We start from the raw sequence: 17,030 nt of genomic DNA on the forward strand, positions 1-17,030 counted from the left end.
TCTGCTAAATGCGATGCCCGCACTGTCCAAGCCTGCCACCTGTATCGCAGCTACCGGCATCTTCCAGCTGCAATCAATGATTCTTGAACCAAAAAAAGGAAAGCAGGAGAATACCGAGAACTGGTTGCTGCTGGCAAAGATCCTATGGCCGTTCAGCGCAAGTCCGAAGAACCAACTTTTGCGAAATGCGCGGGGTTGTTCCTGACTTCGATGGAAGGGCAGTGGCGCAACGAGAAACCTTGCCAAGCGGGCGGCATCCATACACGACACTACCGGTGAACAACTTATCCCGATTCCGGGGCAACCAGATGACCAGCACCCACATCGACCAGGGCCTGCCGCGCGGGGCGTGAACCCAGAGGCCAGACAGGGCTTGGAACCTCTCCAGTCAGCCGAGGCAGGCCTGCGCGCGGGCTGCGGGGATCAGGGACAGGGACGGCGGCAAGAAGCCGTTTGGTGTAACTGTGGCGCGGGTCGCCGAACACCTGTTCACGGGTTCCCATTTCGACGATCTGGCCCAGATACATGACCGCCACCCGATCGGAAATGTTCTCGACGACAGCCATGTCGTGGCTGATGAACAGGTAGGTCACCCCCACTTCCTTTTGAAGGTCACGCAGCAGGTCCAGGATCCGGGCCTGGATCGAGACATCAAGTGCGGCCACGCTCTCGTCGCAGACGATCAGCTGGGGCTTGAGCGCCAGCGCCCGGGCGATGCAAATGCGTTGACGTTGGCCGCCGGAGAACTGGTGCGGATAGCGGTTGTAATAGGCAGGCGACAGGTCGACCCGTTCGAGTAACTGGTAGACGCGTGCGCGTTGTTCTTCGATGGTACCGATGTTGTGGATGGCTAACGGCTCGCGGATAAGCTCGCCAACCGTCATCCGCGCATCGAGCGCGGCCATCGGGTCCTGAAAGACGATCTGCAGATCGCGGCGCAGTGCCTTGCGGCCTGCTGCGTCCAGACGAACCAGGCTGTTGCCGTTCACCTCTATGTTGCCGCTGTAGGGCACCAGTCCGACCAGCGCCTTGGCAATCGTGGATTTGCCGCAGCCGCTTTCCCCGACAAGCGAAAGAGTCTCGCCGCGGATAATCTCGAGCGAGACATGCTCCACCGCATGGACTTGAGCCTTGATCCGGCCGAGTACACCCTGACGGACGGGAAAGCGCACCGAAACATCTTCAATGCGCACCAGGGGTTCATGTTTTTTGAGCGGCGCACGCGCCTCGGCGCCGCCGATGCGTGGCACAGCGGCCAGAAGTTCACGTGTGTAGTCTTCGCGCGGGTTTTCAAACAGTTCGACCGTGGCGGCGCTTTCAACGGTGCTGCCCTTTCGCATGACGATCACACGGTCGGCCATTTCAGCCACAACGCCCATATCATGGGTGATCAGAATGACCGAAGTGGACAGATCTCGCTGAAGATCGCGCAGCAGGTCCAGCACCTCGCGCTGTACTGTCACGTCGAGCGCGGTGGTCGGCTCGTCGGCAATCAGCACGTCGGGACGCAGGGCGATGGCCATGGCGATCATCACCCGTTGGCGCATGCCGCCGGAAAGTTCATGGGGAAATTGCTCAAGCCGTTTCTCGGGCTGTGACAGGCGAACGGCACGCACGGCTTCCAGCGCGCGTGCCCGCGCATCGCTCACGGATACGGGGTCGTGGGCGCGGATCGCCTCGATCAGTTGCCGGCCGATGCTCATCACCGGGTTCAGCGCAGTCATCGGTTCCTGGAAGATCATGGCGATGCGGGCGCCGCGCAGCGCGCGCATCTGCGATTCCGGCAGGCTCGTCAGTTCAATCTCGCCCAGCCGGATCGAGCCCTGGGTGATCCGCACGGCCGGCTGGGGCAGAAGCCCCATGCAGGCAAGTGACGTGATCGATTTGCCTGAGCCACTTTCCCCAGCGATGGCCAGCACCTCGCCGCGGTTGAGATCAAAGGAAAGGCCCTGTACCAACGGCACCAGCCCATCCTCTGACCGGGCCGAGACATGAAGATCACGGACCGACAGGACAACGTCCTGCCTGTCCGCATCCAGCACCGGTGAAAGCGGTTCAGCAACTGTCATTCGAATACGACTCGGGGGAAGTAAAAGCTGACGACCACATTGGGCATGTCCACGATTTCGGAAATCCGCAGATCGCCACAGGTGGATGCCAGCATATAGGCGTCGGCTGGGGACAGTTTCTGTGTGGCGCACAGCAGATCAATCATGCCGGACAAGGCGTCTTTTGCTGCGGTCCAAAGATCAGGACCAATTCCGGTTGTCACCTCATAACCCTTGGCGTCGAGATGCCGGGTGACAGGGCCGGGGGTGGTAAAGCGTGGGGTTTTCAGCGGTTGATCCTTGATCAGATCCAGGGTCAGGATCGCGTCGAAGGGACTTTCGATCGCTGTCCCGCACACTTCGCCGTCGCCTTGCGCGGCATGGGTGTCGCCAACGCTGAACAGGGCGCCTTCCACTTCCACCGGCAGGTAAAGCGTGGTGCCCGCCGCCAGGTCGCGGATATCAAGATTGCCGCCCACCCTGCGCGGGGGAACAACCGAGTGCAGCCCCGGCTCCGCGGGCGCATTGCCGATGGTTCCGGCAAACGGCTTGAGCGGCACACGACCGTTCTTGCCGAACAGTGCCGGCTCCTTGGCATCGACGTCGAATTTCCACACCGTCAGCGCCGGTTCGGCAAACTGATCGGCCAGAAGCCCAAAGCCTGGAATGATCGCGGTCCAGCCAAATCCCGCCCCTTCACGCAGTTGCGGGGTGAAACCTTCAATGGTCACCTTCAGCACATCGCCGGGCTTTGCCCCATCGACGAAGATGGGGCCGGAAACCGGATTGATTTTGCCAAAATCCAGTTTTGCCACTTCCTCGACGATGGAACGGGGGCCAAGCTGGCCCCCGGAACTGTCGAGGCACTGGAACAGGATTGTCTCGCCCGGCGCAGCAGTCAAGGCAGGGGCAATGCTATTGTCCCAGCCGAAATGGTGCTGATGGGCGTGGATAGTGTGGTTACAGTGCTTGCACATGCCGTGCCTTACTCCTTGATGAAGACGTAGTCGTAGTTGACAGGGATCGACACTGGATCAACAAAAAGCGCATCGTCACCGCCAAGGCGGGCCGATTTCATGGTGAAGCGCTGCTCGTTGAACACCGGCGCCCATGGCGCGTCTTCCATCACGGCCATGTAGATATCGGACCACATCTTCAGGCGTTCATCGCCCTTGGCCGGATCGACAATGGAATCTGCTTCTGCAGCTTTGGCGTCCAGATCCTCGTTGCAGTATTTTGCCCAGTTCCAGCCGCCTTCCACGGCGCCACCGCATCCCAGGATCGGTCCATAGAAGTTGGCGGGATCCGGGAAGTCGGCAATCCATGCCATGCCACCAGACCAGATCATCGGCGCGGTGCCTGCGCCGCCCGCCTCGATCACGTTGGCTTGTGCCAACGACTTGATCGCTGCATCGATACCGATCGCCTTCAGGTCCTGCTGGATGGCCTGGGCGATTCGCGGGTTGGGGTCCGTGTTCATCACGAACAGCTCGGTTTCAAATCCATCGGCATAGCCCGCGTCGGCCAGAAGCTTTTTCGCAGCTTCGGGATCATACGCATAGCCGGCGTAGTCCTTGGTGTAACCGGGCATGGTGGGCGGCAGCGGCTGGGTTGCAGGAACCGCGCGGCCGTTGATGACCTGCACGATGCGATCCTTGTTGATGGCCATGTTGACGGCGCGACGTACTTCGACCTTGTCGAAAGGGGCGGCAGTGACGTTCATGGTGACATAGCCCGTGTGAAGCTGGCCACCCTCGACAACCAGCGCTGCCTGCTCGGGGTCATTCATTACCTCGACAAATTTTGCAGGCGGGATTCCGTCACCGGGAATGTCCACTTCGCCGTTCTGGGCGCGCAGCAGGGCCACGATAGGTTCCTGGCCAACCTCGACGGTGAAACTGTCGAGATAAGGCACGCCCGAGATCCAGTAATCAGGGTTCTTCTCAAACGTCAGACGCTGGCCCAAAGACCATTCGGTGAGCTTGAAAGCGCCGGTTCCGACGGGCTTCTTGCCGAAATCGGCCCCTTCGGCCTCCACTACTTCTTTCGGCACCACGAACGAGAAGTTCAGTGCCATGATATGCAGGAAGGTGGCGTCTGGCCGCGACAGCTTGATGACCACAGTGTTTGCGTCAGGCGCAGTCACTCCCGAAAGGCCATCTGCCTCGCCCGCCGCAGCTGCATCAAAGCCTTCGATCATACTGAAGAAGCCCTGTCCGGGGGACTGGGTGGCCGGGTTGACCACACGGTTGAGCGAATAGACAACATCATCGGCCGTCATCGCGCGGCCGTTGTGGAACTTCACGCCCTGGCGCAGGTTGAATGTATAGGTCAGCCCGTCATCGGACAGGGTGTGGCTTTCGGCCAGGCCGGGGCGCAGCACGGTGGTGCCTGGCTCATAATCCATCAGCCCGTCAAACACCGACTTGATCATGGACCAGTTTTGCCAGTCATAACCGATGGCAGGGTCAAGCGTGGCGACGTCGTCCTTGTAGGTGACAATCATGTTGCCGCCAAGCTTGGGTTCGTCACTCTGCGCAAACGCCGGAACCGCCATCAGAGCGGCAAGTGCGGTAGACAATAGTAGTTTTTTCATCGTTTTCTCTCCCATTGGTAGGTTGCATTCAGCGTAAACGGATACGCGGGTCGATAAGGGGGGCGATAAGGTCGGCCAAGAGGTTGCCGAGCACGATGGCAAAGGCCGACACGAGCGTGACACCCATGATGATCGGGATGTCGACGCGCTGGATCGCCTGCCAGGCCAACTGGCCAATACCGGGCCAGCCGAAGACGCTTTCCACCACCACAATGCCTGACATGAACATGCCGATATCAATGCCAACCATGGCGATGATCGGCAGAATGGCGTTGGGCAACGCGTGGGCCAGAATAACGCGGGTGCGGTTCAAGCCTTTAGCGCGTGCGGTGCGGATGAAATCGGCGCGCAGCACATCCAGCATCGAAGAGCGCATGATGCGTGAATACCAGCCGGATCCAAGGATACCCAGGGTCAGCGCCGGCAGCACCAGATGTGCGAAGGTGCCGTAGCCACCAATCGGGAACCAGCCCAATTTGACGGCAAAGACATAGAGCAGCAGCAGCGCAACAACGAATTGCGGGGCGGATACCGAGACAAAGCTTCCCAGCATCAGCACGTTGTCCAACGGCCGTCCACGGTAGAGCGCCGCGATCATGCCCAGTGTCAGCCCGATTGCCAGCTCACAAAAAATCGCCGCGACCATCAGCAAAAGCGTGGCTGGCAGCCGTGAAACAAGCAATGCGCCCACTTCGGTTTTCTGCAGATAGGAGCGCCCTAGATCGCCGCCCAACAGGTTCCACAGATAAGTGCCGTATTGCACGATGAAGGGTTTATCCAGGCCAAGCTGGCTGCGGATGCTGGCGACCGTCTCAGCCGTGGCCGACCGACCGGCGATCTGGCGCACCGGGTCTGCGGGCAGGATGTATAGCAGCACGAAAGTGATGAAAGACACGCCCAGCAGGATCAAGGCGGACTGGATCAGGCGGCGCAGAATATAAGCTGGCATCAGTCACGCCCCTGTTGTGTCGGATCGAGAATGTCGCGCAGGGCATCACCGACCAGGTTGAAGCCCAGCGCCAGCGCCAGAATGGCCGCGCCGGGAATGAACACCAGCCAGGGCGCCGACTGGAAGTAGGTCTGGTTTTCAAAAATGATGTTGCCCCAAGACGGTGTTGGCGGCTGCACGCCGACGCCGAGGAACGACAGCGTCGCCTCCAGCAGAACCGTGGTTGAAATGCCCAGCGTGCCCCAGACGATCAAGGTTGGCACCAGATGCGGCAGGATATGACGAAAGAGAATGCGCACATGGCCCGCACCCAGCGTCTTTACTGCAGCGATGTAATCCCGCTCGACCAGCGATGAAGTCTGCGTAAAGATCACCCGGGCCGTCTGCACCCAGTTCACGAAGGCAATCACCATTGCCACGATCCACAGCGATGGGGAAAAGATTGCCGCAAGGCAGATCGCCAGAAGCAACGCTGGAAAGGCCATCATGAGATCGGTAAAGCGCATCAAAACCGCGCCCACCACGCCGCGAAAATATCCCGCGGTAACCCCGACAAGCGTACCGATAAGCAGTGCGACCCCATTGGCCACAACTCCGATCACCAGCGACGTCTGAGCGCCGAAAAGCAGGCGTGAAAACAGGTCGCGGCCCAGTAGATCCGTGCCAAGCCAATAGACCGCACCGGGGGGCAGCGGGGCGCCTTCGATCGTCAGCCCGTCAAAATGCTGCTCGTTGGGATCGAAAGGCGTAATCCAGGGTGCCAGCGTCGCGCCAAGAATGCAAATGAACATGATCACGAGCCCAATCACTGCCAGCTTTCGCTGGGCCAGCTTCCGCCAAACCGAATGCGAACTGACGGCAACTGGCTCAAGGGAGATCGACGCGTTTACTGTCATCCGACACCTTTTCGCTTGAGTGGTTGGCAACCAGACGTTGGGCAGCCTCTTCGATGGTTATGCGCCAGGCCATTGCCGTCTGGCGCAGCAATTCATAGGCCTCAGCCTGGCTTTTGCCGCGAAGCACAAAGATCATCACCGCCTGCACGATTGTCTGGCGCGCCGAAAGCCGTGCCTCGAGATCGGTGATATGGGCCGCGGCCTCGTTGGTGCGGTCAAAATTGCTGCGCGCGACCAGGAGTCCTGCATAGACACCCTTGTCGCTGACGGGCTTGAGCAATTGTGCATGGGCACCCATCGTCATTGCCCACCGCAACCGGCCCGGGGCTTCAGAGCCGATCAGAGCGATCAACGGCATCGGCGAAGCGCCGGGCTTCCAGGGAAACTGCTCCTCATGGGCCATGTCGGCGTCGTAGAACACGAAATCTGCCATCACTGCCTCAGCCGGGAGCTCGGGCCAGGCCTCATGCACATCCAGGCCGATCACATGCAACTGCCGCAATAGCGGCTGCATGGAGGGATGCGGGCGGTGCAACACAAAAGCCTTGGCCTCGCCTAAATTGTCGGTGCGGATCCGCGTCATGATACCACCCTGAGGTTGGAGCGGGGCAGGGACGACCGATCGCGCCGCGTCCAGTAGGGGTCGGCGGCAATCTCGGGAAGGCGCAGGATTTCTTCAAATTTCCGGCCGCGCAACTGTGCGATCACCACCGGCTGGCTGGCATGCTGGTTTTCACTGTCCAGACGCAGAGGGCGCCCCTGTTTCGCCGCCAGCGCGATCAGGTCGGTCAGCGGCAGCATTTCTGCGCCCGGATTGGCATTGAGATACCCGGCCAGTTCATGCACCGCCAGTCTGGACATTTCGGCGATCGACCCGTGCCCGACCACATCTTGCTCGAAGAACGGACCAGCCGCATACATTCCTTCAGCCGCAGTGCCCGCTGCAGCAATTTCGCCTTCGGTGAAGTTGCATGACAAAACCGGCAGCATCTCCGCGTTACCCGCTTCGGCGCGCATTTTCCCCAGCCGGGCAAGAAAGCTGTAGGAGCTCTCGCCGATCAGCGAGTTGACGACGAAATCAGGTTGCAGTGCCCGGATTTCCTCAAGGATCTGGTCGAGCCCGGTATCGCCAATCGGAAGATAACGGTCGGAGAGGATCTGGCCGCCCAACGTGCTGATTTTTTCGCGGGCTATCTGGGCAATTTCCCATCCCCAGATATAGTTCGACCCCACCAAGCAGACCTGATTGCCAAACCTGGGCGTCGCAAATTCCAGCAGCGGCAAAAGATGCTGATTGGGGCACGAATGCGTGTAAGCCACATGCTCGTTGGCCTCGAACCCTTCATAGGGCGCGGAATACCAGAGTGCGCCGTGAAAACGCTCCAGTTCAGGGATGACTTCCTTGCGGCTCGACGAGGTGATGCAGCCGAAAATATGTCGCACACCCGTGTTTTGCAGCATGTCACGGCACAGAGGCGCATAGCGATCAAGCCGGCCTTCAGGGTCGCGCTCCACCACCGAAAACCCGACGTCCAGCGCAGGGTCCGCGTTGATCTCGGCGACACCGCGCAGAATGCCTGTGCGCGCAACCATCGCCAAGGCGGAATAGTCGCCGCTGCGCGAGTGTAAAAGGCCGATCTCAATGTTTCGCTTCATCATGGGCCACAAAATCAAAAAGCCCCGCACCGATTCGCGGTTCTGCGAACGGTCCGAGGCTTGATTGCCAAATATGTCTGCGCCTTTTTAGCGTCTCCTGAGCGTTAACGCTAGCCCGGCAGCAAATTAATCACTCAATGATGGCATTGCCAAATGGTTTGAGCAATTTTCGTAGACTATGCAGCATTGGTCGCCCAGCAAATTAGAGTTCAATTGTTTGGCGCGTTTTCTTCCGGAAGTGGCGGAACGCTGTGCCACCATTCGTCGAAGCGGAAGCAAAGGCCGTCGTCGTTTAGATACACGTGACAGATTCCATCAAACCGTATGGTTTCATCCGTAGGAATCCACCCCGAAGAAGCCTTCCAACGTACCACCGCGAAATCATCAGTTTCACCAAGAAGTTCATAAGAGAACTTGATGTCTTTCTGGTATTCCCCCGCCCCACTATCTATATAGTCTTTGATGGCTGCCTTGCCTAGGATAAGATCATGAAACGGGGTGTACTGTAGGTGGCGTCTTCTGTGAAGATATCCAGAATCGCCTGAGTATCCTTGTGATCCAACCTCGCCCATAAGTGAAAATCGTTGAACCAAAACTCCCTGTTGCGCCCCGACGTTTGCTGCTCTCAGGCGCTAGGCGGCCTTGGGTGTCTCAGAAACCAACCGCCGGGCTCTAGTGCACACTCAGCACACCAATAGAATTTAATAATGTAAATACAATTACTTAGACAGAAATTTGGCGGAGAGGGTGGGATTCTCCACCAAACTCCTGAAAATATTGATAGAAATTGCCTAATTAAGCCTGACCGCGTGTTCAACGATACATTGAACGATACCCCGGAAATTATTCGATCGCAAGACAGCGATTTCGTAACTTGTCGTCACCAGCACCGCTCGTTGGCTCCAATTAGGGTCGTTAGGGTCGCGATATACGTGGGGGTCCTTACGACTGGAACGGGCTGAGGAAGTCGCCTCAGCCACCTGTAGCTTTTAAGTTGCGCAGCCATCGCTCAATGCGGAAATAATTTCCGCATTCCGAAAACTGCAGGCTGCAGATAAATACGCATTCCAGTTTGCAAAGGTGGACGTATTTGGGTTGATTGATTACCTCGGTCTGAGGAGCAAGTTGATGGCCAGATCGTTTTGCGCAGAGCCAATTGTCAACCCTCCATACACTGTGCCCCCTTGCCATCACCCTCTGTGCCTCAACCATCCGCCAATCCAAGGCAACCGACTATCAGGATGAACATGGCCGACGTATTCACCAAAGCAAAAAGATCCGACATCATGTCCCGCATAGCGGGCAAGAATACCAAGCCCGAACTTAGCGTCCGATCTGCTCTCCATTGTGCCGGCTATCGTTTTCGCCTCCATAGGAAAGACCTTCCAGGAAAGCCTGACCTAATTCTCCCGAAACACCGGGTCGCTGTTTTTGTCCATGGTTGCTTTTGGCACGGCCATTGTTGCAAACGCGGGAAGCGCCCTACTACCAACGAAGCGTTCTGGACGGAGAAGCTCGACAGAAACCTCAAACGGGACGAAACCAACGTGGAAGCCCTTGAGAAGCTCGGCTGGACGGTCTGGATAATCTGGGAATGCGAGATAGCGGCCGGAACAGATCGCCTACTGGCCTACCTACGCGCAAAGTGAGAGGATCACACCGTTCGAATCGTACCCAACGGGCGTTGCAAATTGTGACAAATTCTGTGGCTCTTCCTTTGGACTTTAACGATTAAACCAATTACGCAGAAGAAGCATATTATCACCAATGAAGAGCTTACATGATCAGCAGCCAACCCAGACCAGTTAAAGTAGTAGACGTCTTCGCTGGAGCTGGCGGCCTTTCGCTTGCTGCTAAACAGGCCGGAATGGATGTCGTATTCGCCGTTGAGTTGGACAGATGGGCTGCTGAAACGTATCGATTGAACTTTTGCAAGGAAGGCGATCCAGATTCACCTACCCTCTATGAAGCGGACATCGCAAATCTATGTCCGGATGAACTGCGAGAAAAGCATTTTGGCGACAACGGGAATTGCGACATTCTGCTTGGCGGACCTCCCTGCCAAGGTTTTTCAACTCATCGAATAAAGAATGCAGGTATCAAGGATCCGAGAAACAAATTGATCCACCGCTACTTCGAATTTGTTCGCGCCTTGCGACCGAAGGTGTTCGTTATGGAAAATGTGCCGGGGATTCTCTGGGAGCGGCACTGCGAGTATCTTGAGCAATTCTATGAGGAAGGCAGGCGCGAGGGGTATCATATGTATGACCCCGTCGTATTAGATGCGCGTGATTTCGGACTGCCGCAGCGAAGAAAGAGGGTTTTTGTTCTGGGTGTTGAACAAAACGTTGACAGAGGCTCTTTTGCCTGGCCGCCTCCTCCAACACATGGCTCTGAAAAATTGCGACAGGAAAATCCCGACCTACTTCCCTGGGTACCATGTCAAAGAGTTTTCGGTCCGGTGAAAGCGGGTGACCCCAACAATGTTCATATGCAGCACTCTGAGGCGCTGACTGAGGTCTTCGCCAGAACTCCGCACAATGGTGGAAGTCGGAGAGATTCCGGCCGCACTTTGCCGTGCCATGAAAAACACAATGGCCATAAGGATGTCTACGGCCGAATCGACCCCAGCCAGCCGGCACCGACAATGACAACGGCTTGCATCAATCCTTCGAAGGGGCGTTTCGTACACCCACGCGAAAACCATGGAATTACTGCACGGCAGGCGGCACGGATTCAGACTTTTCCGGATAATTTCCAATTTGCCGGCGGCTTAATGGCCGCGGGGAAGCAAATTGGGAACGCTGTACCGGTCAAACTTGGCGAGGTAATATTACGGCAAATGTCGGCATTGCTGTCCAGTGAGACCGGCCTTCCGTTGGAGCTCAATCAAGTCGATGGCGAAGTGCGGTTCGCATGATAAATTCAGTGGCCTTCCAAACGCGCGCCCGAACAGTCGACCATCTTGGCCGGGAACAAATAGCGGACTGTCCCACTGCGATTTCCGAGCTTTGGAAGAACGCTTATGATGCATATGCGCGCAACGTGAGCCTTCACATCTTCGACGATCAGGAACCGGTTGCGGCCATTTTCGACGATGGTCATGGCATGAGCTACGATGAATTTGTCAACCGATGGCTTGTCGTCGGAACGGATTCAAAATTCGATAAGAGCATAGCAGATCAGGCTGACCGCGATGGCCTGCCCAAGCGAACCAAACAAGGCCAAAAAGGCATTGGCCGTCTTTCCTCGGCAAATCTTGGCCCGCTTCTTTTGGTCGTGAGCAAAAGAAGGAATGAGGACTTCGTTGCTGCCCTGATCGACTGGCGCATTTTTGAAAACCCCTACCTTGTTCTATCAGACATCGAAGTTCCGGTTACGCAGTTCGGACAAAAGGATGAACTTTTCCATCTCTTGCCTGAAATGTTCGACCGGCTAACGGACAACATTTGGGGCAGCTCGCGGGATACGGAGCGGGCACAGCGTTTGAAACTCGCTTGGGAAACTTATGATCGTGTAACTTTGGAAGGCAATCCGGATGCAGAAGAGCCTTCCAAACTCATTGCAAGTACGATCATCAATGCACGTTTCGAGGAACGGCATTTTGAACCTTGGCTGATCTGGAAGGGCGACCGGGAACACGGAACCGCTTTGATAGTGTCTGACATCAACTATGATCTTAGAGCACAACTACCTTCGGTACAGCCAGATGCTAATGTAACCGGCATTCGGGAGTCGTTTTTCGCGACGCTATCTGCCTTTACGGATCCATACGTCGATCCTGGTGCCACCGAATACAATTCTTTTGATCCCGAGTTTTCGTATGAGGTCAAGACTTGGAACGGTCGCGGCGCAAAGGTTGTAATTGAAGACGATCGCCAAACTATCAATCGTTCTATTACGGAAGAAATGGAGCATGTTCTCTCAGGCAATATTGACGCAGATGGCGTGTTCCGAGGCCAAATAAAGGCCTTCGGAGAGTGGCGAAAGCTTGGCGCAGATTATGAAATACGACCACCAGCGGATTTCAAGATGCCGAGTGGTCCAACAACATTTGTCGGTCCATTTAGTTTGCATGTTGCTACTTTTGAAATCAGTCGCTCGAATTCTACTTTGTCGGACGCAGAGCACTCCTATTTCTTGGATCTTGGTCAATCGTACAGCGGTTTCTTGGTGTTTAGAAATGGACTACGGGTATTGCCTTATGGCCGAATTGATAATGACTTCTTCCAGATTGAAACTCGTCGCAGCATCAATGCTGGCCGAGAATTTTGGAACGCCCGAAGAATGTTTGGTCGGGTAGCAATCTCTCGTGAGAGGAACCCCAATCTCCGGGACAAGGCTGGCCGAGAAGGTTTTATTGATAATCGCAGCGCGAAGGCTTTGCGGACGTTAGTTCAGCACATTTTACGGCGAGCTGCATATGATTTTTTTGGCAGTTCATCCGATCTTCGCAAAACGGTACTGCCCGATATTCAAGCTCGGAATTTGCGAGAGAAAGCAGATGCTGAGCGCAAAGAACTCGCCAAAAAGAATGCTCGTAAATTCAGAGCCCAGCTCAGGAACAACCTGCCTCAACTGTCAAAATTGATTGAAAGCACAAGCCAGCTGCCGTCAGAATTATCAATTGAGGATCAGCAGGGGCTTGAGGATGCCCAAGTGTTGATCAACGATTTGAGCGAGCAGCTAAGTGACCTAAGACTCACAGCTGCACCAACAAAACTTGGCTCCGCTGAAGACGACTATCGAGCCTATCGGACCATGTATGTTGAAATGCAGGAACGCATAAGATCACTAGAAGAGACGCGCGCGGAAGCCATCGAGAAAATAAATCCGGCTAGACCTGATGAAGTTGCCCAGAGACAGCTGAACAGCTATGCCAGTCGTCTTCATGGTCGTCTCAAGTCATGGCGCAAGGCCATCGACGAACTCCAGGGCTCCGAGCGAGATCGAGTCAGCGCCTTGTTTGATGAGCGAAACAAAGCATTCCATGCCTTAGCACTTCCGCTTGTTGATCAAGTTCGAATGGGGCGACTTGGGCTTGATGATGCGTTGCAACACATGAAGGTGCTGCAAATCAAACTCGACACGGAAAATGAAGACACCTTCCAGTCCTACTTGGATGCCTTGGAGGTGATGAGCGAGAACATCAACATCGAGTTGATCGCCCGACAAGGAATGGCGGAAAATGTAGAACTCCGCGACGATCTGAACCGCCTCAATCAGGTGGCCCAGCTGGGAGTAACCGTCGAGATTTTGGGACATGAGCTTAACAGCAACGAACGTATGATTCGTGAAGGCATCCGGCAGATTCGGGCTGCGGGGGACGTGCCGGGTACCCGTCTGGTCCAAGAAGGGTTTGAGGCCCTTAGCCAGCAGCTCGATTTCCTTTCGCCATTGAAAGTTTCCGGAAGCCGGACGCGTCGGCTAATCACCGGCGAAGAAATCGTGGACTATCTTGCACGTTTCTTCGAAACCGTAGCTAACAATAGAGAGATCAGGATAAGTGCTTCGAGCGATTTTAAGGCATTTTCCATTGAGGAACAGCCTTCCAGGCTTCTGCCGGTCTTCGTGAATTTGGTGAACAACAGTGTCTATTGGCTCGTCAATTCTCTTACAGCAAATCCCGAGGTGTTACTTTCAGTGCAAGATGGAAAGGTCATTGTTTCCGACAATGGGCCTGGGATCGATCCGCTTGATCAGGAAAGCCTCTTCAAGATGTTTTTCACGCGGAAATCCAGTGGCGGACGAGGGATTGGATTGTATCTTTGCCGCGTCAATCTAATGGCAGGTGGGCATTCGATTGAGTATGCGAGCGAACGGAAGCATCGCGTACTTTCAGGAGCAAATTTCTTGATTGATTTTAGGGGAGCAAGATTTGCCTGACCCAGCTTCTTTTTCCGATTTGGTCCGTGAGGCCTTTATTGATCCGCTGCGCTCGGTTTTGATCGTCGACGATCAGTATCCAACCTGGGAAGAGATACTTAACTCAAAGATAGAGGCTGGCGCAAAGAACGACGCTTTGGATGCGCGCTCGGAAAAAAAGAGTGGACCACGCAACCAAACGGGCCTTTGAAAGTAATCAAAGAATTCCGCAACAAGAAACCCGGTTTCGTAATTGATATTCACGATGCGCTTGCGCCTTCCCCTGCTGCGATTGCGGCAGGTACCAAGCCGCAAGAAAGCCCATCAGAACTCGCCGACCACTTGCATCAATCAGACCTTCTGGTACTCGATTACAATCTGGAAGGCCCTGGAGGGTTAAGAGGCAAAAAAGCGAGGGAAATCCTTCGCATGGTTCTTTCGAACAACCACTTTAATTTGATCATTGTTCATACCGGTGAGGATGATCTGGACGAGGTGATGGCGGAGTGCCTGCTTTCCCTAATGCAGAGCTGCACCTCGCAATTCGATGGAAAATTGCTTGCTGAGCTAAAGTTACTGGATGACATATTGGACGAAATGGGAGACGAAGAAGAATTTGACCGGAATCACCTGAGCAATATTTTTTCAACCCAAGAGTATCTTGAAGTACGCCAGAAAGACGCTTTGGGAATAGCTAGTTTCATGCGAGGTGAGGGGCGGCTTGCGCCACTTCAAAAGTGGGGAAAGGATCTTGGATTAAAAGGGGGAAGCTAAAGACCTTTCTATATTGGGCAATTCGTGAATTTGAGAAAACTAAACTTTCAGAATTCACTGAAGCCCCGCCTGAAGGGCTTAAATGGAAAGATCGAGGTGGGTGCAAGTGGTTGCGCAGCTCGAAAGGTTTCGTGACATTTGTGGAGAAAGGTCCTGATGACTTGCTTGGAGAGATGCAAAAAGCTCTCGAAGACTGGCAGCCTACGCCTTCCCGATTACTCTCCGCCAAATATCGGCACGAGCTTAGTAGCATGGGTGTCGAGGCTGAAGATAAATCTCTCGTAAAGACACATGTTTTTGCGCAGTTCTATGACAGCATTCTGGAGCCCGCCCGGGAAGGAGTTCCTCCTCCGCAAGCAGCGCTATCAAGAGAATTCAAACTGAAAGAACATGTCTCAAGACAATCTGAGGCAATCTCTTTTCTGATTACGGACGAAATCGTGGCATTCGGCGAGCGCATCATCGAGGCTGATGAAGCCAGCGGCAGAACTTTCGCTTCCCATTACGGTATCGATCTATCCGATGGGAAAATCAAGAAATCTGCAGTCGATCAATTCAATAGTTATGTATCAACTTTGCCAATGAAGCCAGGCTCTGACCAGCTGGACAGTGGACACATTTTTAAACTTGGCAATGACTGGTGGGTTTGCGCCACACCTGCTTGTGATCTGCAACCCGGTCAGAATACGATTGCCTTTACCGGTTCGAGCAATGAACTGCGCCCGTTCACAGCACTGCAACTGCTTCCAATAAAGCCCGAAGAGCTGGAAAATGACCACATAAACAGCGGCTCCTGTTGCTTCGTTCACGATCAAAATACTGGGAAGGTCATCTGTCTCGGCCTTCGCTCGATCCCGGACGAAAAGAAGCCTGCTACGCAGAAGGTAACTTGGCGAACGTTCCTAGCGAAGGATCAAGGATTAATTTCGGACGGTATTTGCAAAATTGTTCAGCTCAAACTTACCGACTCGACCGTTGAAATGCCTGAGTTTAAAGGAACAGTAATTGCAAAACTCCGATACGAGTATGCGCTCAATTATATTCAGAGAGTTGGGGCCAGTGTTTCAAGGATTGGACTTGGATATGCGGCATACCCTTCCGGAGATGCGGTTTGACTAATTGATCGTGACCTCGCCCAAGTCGGATTTGAGGGCGTCCTACGCGTAAATGGAAAAACAGGCTGCAGCCACGCAGAATTTGGCCGCCCCATTAAGTTCGCCCTTCAAGTCATTCCCCAAAAGGGTTGTGGAGTTGTCGACTATCCGTATCAAGTACCCCTGTCGCCATCAAATCATCGGCTCCCCAATCTAATGACAGCCTACGGATGCGCAACGCATTTTGAACATCTTTGTGAAACCTCATCGAATTGGGATGGATGATCAATTGGTCAGAAATGGCTCTCACGCCAGCACATTCGGGACGGCAGGAATTACGTCATGGATAGGCGATTCATGTTCAAACGTCGTTATAGTTAGTAATGGGGGGAAGACAGGCAGGAAGGACCAAACAGCATTTGGATAGCGGCGCTATATAGCGACCGATCATGCTGAGTTGAGATGCCGCTTCGGGCGGAACGGGAATAGGCCATCGGCATAACGTGCAGTAAGCTCTTCGAAGACATCTTCGCTTTCTCGGACATCAAAACCCTGAAGCTCAAGGCCATCAACAATTTCATCACGCAGACGATCCAACGCCTCGCGCCGTCCCAGATGGTGCTTCCTGGCGCTCATGATCATTTTCCAAAACAGCATCCGAGCAAGGTCATCCCGTGATGGCCGACGCCGATTGCGGGCCTCGTCCCTCACTCTTTGCTGCCGCGCTCGCTGTTTGGCATTGATTTCCCGTTTTGATTTCTTTGTCATCCTGATCTCCTTTTTCATCATGGAGACTCAGTCTGCTAGCCGACGATGCAAGCAACAAACGCCGTCTGCCTGTCAATGTTGACAATCCGGAACGGAATTGCGCAGCGGGGTTGGTTTCGAGGTTTCCAACCTTCTGTCTGCAAACGCCGTGCGAAGAAGAATCGCAGCTTCTTTGTTTAGAATCGGCAGGACAGAATTCAGAATCGTAACAGGATAAATTGCGATGATTTTTTTCGAGTTGCCCGCACGTCATCGCAGTCGGCTTCAATTCACCGGAGACTTGAAACCTATCCCTCGCAAGTCCCCTTAATGGAAGTCAAGTTGCGACGCGTTTTGTAAGCTGATTCATATGCAGCAATTTCCATAATTGAGCGGCATGATAAG

16 protein-coding genes are annotated in these 17,030 nt (G+C 54.7%); 7 read left to right on the top strand and 9 right to left on the bottom strand.

What is annotated here, in order from left to right:
* Positions 1–13: 13 nt before the first annotated feature.
* A complete protein-coding gene (locus OEG84_RS14200) occupies positions 14–205 on the top strand; it encodes a hypothetical protein (protein ID WP_267654351.1) in 192 nt (63 codons plus the stop codon).
* A gap of 79 nt (positions 206–284) precedes the next feature.
* On the opposite strand, the gene OEG84_RS14205 is transcribed toward OEG84_RS14200, so the two are convergent.
* From OEG84_RS14205 to OEG84_RS14240, 8 genes are all read right to left on the bottom strand, one after another.
* Entirely contained in the window at positions 285–2,069 is a 1,785-nt protein-coding gene (locus OEG84_RS14205; protein ID WP_267654352.1) for an ABC transporter ATP-binding protein, read from the bottom strand.
* Entirely contained in the window at positions 2,066–3,025 is a 960-nt protein-coding gene (locus tag OEG84_RS14210; protein ID WP_267654353.1) for an acetamidase/formamidase family protein, read from the bottom strand. The genes OEG84_RS14205 and OEG84_RS14210 overlap by 4 nt, the downstream gene beginning before the upstream one ends.
* Positions 3,026–3,033: 8 nt before the next feature.
* Entirely contained in the window at positions 3,034–4,644 is a 1,611-nt protein-coding gene (locus tag OEG84_RS14215) for an ABC transporter substrate-binding protein (protein WP_267654354.1), read from the bottom strand.
* Positions 4,645–4,672: 28 nt separating this feature from the next.
* Positions 4,673–5,593 (bottom strand): ABC transporter permease, encoded by a 921-nt coding sequence (locus OEG84_RS14220; protein WP_267654355.1) that lies wholly within the window; start codon positions 5,591–5,593, stop codon positions 4,673–4,675.
* Positions 5,593–6,519, bottom strand: coding sequence for an ABC transporter permease (locus OEG84_RS14225; RefSeq protein ID WP_425602854.1), 927 nt, complete (start codon positions 6,517–6,519; stop codon positions 5,593–5,595). Before OEG84_RS14225 ends, OEG84_RS14220 begins: the two co-directional genes overlap by 1 nt.
* On the bottom strand, positions 6,461–7,072 hold the full coding sequence (locus tag OEG84_RS14230; RefSeq protein WP_267654357.1) for an ANTAR domain-containing response regulator: 612 nt from the start codon (positions 7,070–7,072) through the stop codon (positions 6,461–6,463). The genes OEG84_RS14225 and OEG84_RS14230 overlap by 59 nt, the downstream gene beginning before the upstream one ends.
* Entirely contained in the window at positions 7,069–8,148 is a 1,080-nt protein-coding gene (locus OEG84_RS14235; RefSeq protein ID WP_267654358.1) for a transporter substrate-binding protein, read from the bottom strand. The genes OEG84_RS14230 and OEG84_RS14235 overlap by 4 nt, the downstream gene beginning before the upstream one ends.
* Before the next feature lie 206 nt (positions 8,149–8,354).
* Positions 8,355–8,717, bottom strand: coding sequence for a nuclear transport factor 2 family protein (locus tag OEG84_RS14240; protein ID WP_267654359.1), 363 nt, complete (start codon positions 8,715–8,717; stop codon positions 8,355–8,357).
* A 675-nt stretch (positions 8,718–9,392) separates the two neighbouring features.
* Here OEG84_RS14240 and OEG84_RS14245 point away from each other — a divergent pair.
* The 6 genes from OEG84_RS14245 (at position 9,393) to OEG84_RS14270 (ending at position 15,899) form a co-directional block, all read left to right on the top strand.
* Positions 9,393–9,794 (top strand): very short patch repair endonuclease, encoded by a 402-nt coding sequence (locus tag OEG84_RS14245; RefSeq protein ID WP_267654360.1) that lies wholly within the window; start codon positions 9,393–9,395, stop codon positions 9,792–9,794.
* Positions 9,795–9,925: 131 nt separating this feature from the next.
* Positions 9,926–11,065: a DNA cytosine methyltransferase gene (locus OEG84_RS14250; protein WP_267654361.1), complete on the top strand. Its 1,140-nt coding sequence runs from the start codon at positions 9,926–9,928 to the stop codon at positions 11,063–11,065.
* Entirely contained in the window at positions 11,062–14,031 is a 2,970-nt protein-coding gene (locus OEG84_RS14255) for an ATP-binding protein (RefSeq protein WP_267654362.1), read from the top strand. Before OEG84_RS14250 ends, OEG84_RS14255 begins: the two co-directional genes overlap by 4 nt.
* Positions 14,024–14,221, top strand: coding sequence for a hypothetical protein (locus OEG84_RS14260; protein WP_267654363.1), 198 nt, complete (start codon positions 14,024–14,026; stop codon positions 14,219–14,221). Before OEG84_RS14255 ends, OEG84_RS14260 begins: the two co-directional genes overlap by 8 nt.
* Positions 14,218–14,784: a response regulator receiver domain gene (locus OEG84_RS14265; protein ID WP_267654364.1), complete on the top strand. Its 567-nt coding sequence runs from the start codon at positions 14,218–14,220 to the stop codon at positions 14,782–14,784. The genes OEG84_RS14260 and OEG84_RS14265 overlap by 4 nt, the downstream gene beginning before the upstream one ends.
* A gap of 131 nt (positions 14,785–14,915) precedes the next feature.
* Positions 14,916–15,899, top strand: coding sequence for a hypothetical protein (locus OEG84_RS14270; protein ID WP_267654365.1), 984 nt, complete (start codon positions 14,916–14,918; stop codon positions 15,897–15,899).
* A 426-nt stretch (positions 15,900–16,325) separates the two neighbouring features.
* Here OEG84_RS14270 and OEG84_RS14275 read toward each other — a convergent pair whose 3' ends face one another.
* Positions 16,326–16,646, bottom strand: coding sequence for a hypothetical protein (locus tag OEG84_RS14275; protein WP_267654366.1), 321 nt, complete (start codon positions 16,644–16,646; stop codon positions 16,326–16,328).
* Positions 16,647–17,030 lie beyond the last annotated feature (384 nt).

Origin of the sequence: Hoeflea algicola, from assembly GCF_026619415.1 — a bacterium.
Taxonomy (GTDB): Bacteria; Pseudomonadota; Alphaproteobacteria; order Rhizobiales; family Rhizobiaceae; genus Hoeflea; species Hoeflea algicola.

Bases quoted from the DNA above. Each gene is read 5' to 3' on its own strand.
- OEG84_RS14200 (WP_267654351.1), top strand. From the start codon at position 14: ATGCCCGCACTGTCCAAGCCTGCCACCTGTATCGCAGCTACCGGCATC.
- OEG84_RS14205 (WP_267654352.1), bottom strand. From the start codon at position 2,069: ATGACAGTTGCTGAACCGCTTTCACCGGTGCTGGATGCGGACAGGCAG.
- OEG84_RS14210 (WP_267654353.1), bottom strand. From the start codon at position 3,025: ATGTGCAAGCACTGTAACCACACTATCCACGCCCATCAGCACCATTTC.
- OEG84_RS14215 (WP_267654354.1), bottom strand. From the start codon at position 4,644: ATGAAAAAACTACTATTGTCTACCGCACTTGCCGCTCTGATGGCGGTT.
- OEG84_RS14220 (WP_267654355.1), bottom strand. From the start codon at position 5,593: ATGCCAGCTTATATTCTGCGCCGCCTGATCCAGTCCGCCTTGATCCTG.
- OEG84_RS14230 (WP_267654357.1), bottom strand. From the start codon at position 7,072: ATGACGCGGATCCGCACCGACAATTTAGGCGAGGCCAAGGCTTTTGTG.
- OEG84_RS14235 (WP_267654358.1), bottom strand. From the start codon at position 8,148: ATGATGAAGCGAAACATTGAGATCGGCCTTTTACACTCGCGCAGCGGC.
- OEG84_RS14240 (WP_267654359.1), bottom strand. From the start codon at position 8,717: ATGGGCGAGGTTGGATCACAAGGATACTCAGGCGATTCTGGATATCTT.
- OEG84_RS14245 (WP_267654360.1), top strand. From the start codon at position 9,393: ATGGCCGACGTATTCACCAAAGCAAAAAGATCCGACATCATGTCCCGC.
- OEG84_RS14250 (WP_267654361.1), top strand. From the start codon at position 9,926: ATGATCAGCAGCCAACCCAGACCAGTTAAAGTAGTAGACGTCTTCGCT.
- OEG84_RS14255 (WP_267654362.1), top strand. From the start codon at position 11,062: ATGATAAATTCAGTGGCCTTCCAAACGCGCGCCCGAACAGTCGACCAT.
- OEG84_RS14275 (WP_267654366.1), bottom strand. From the start codon at position 16,646: ATGACAAAGAAATCAAAACGGGAAATCAATGCCAAACAGCGAGCGCGG.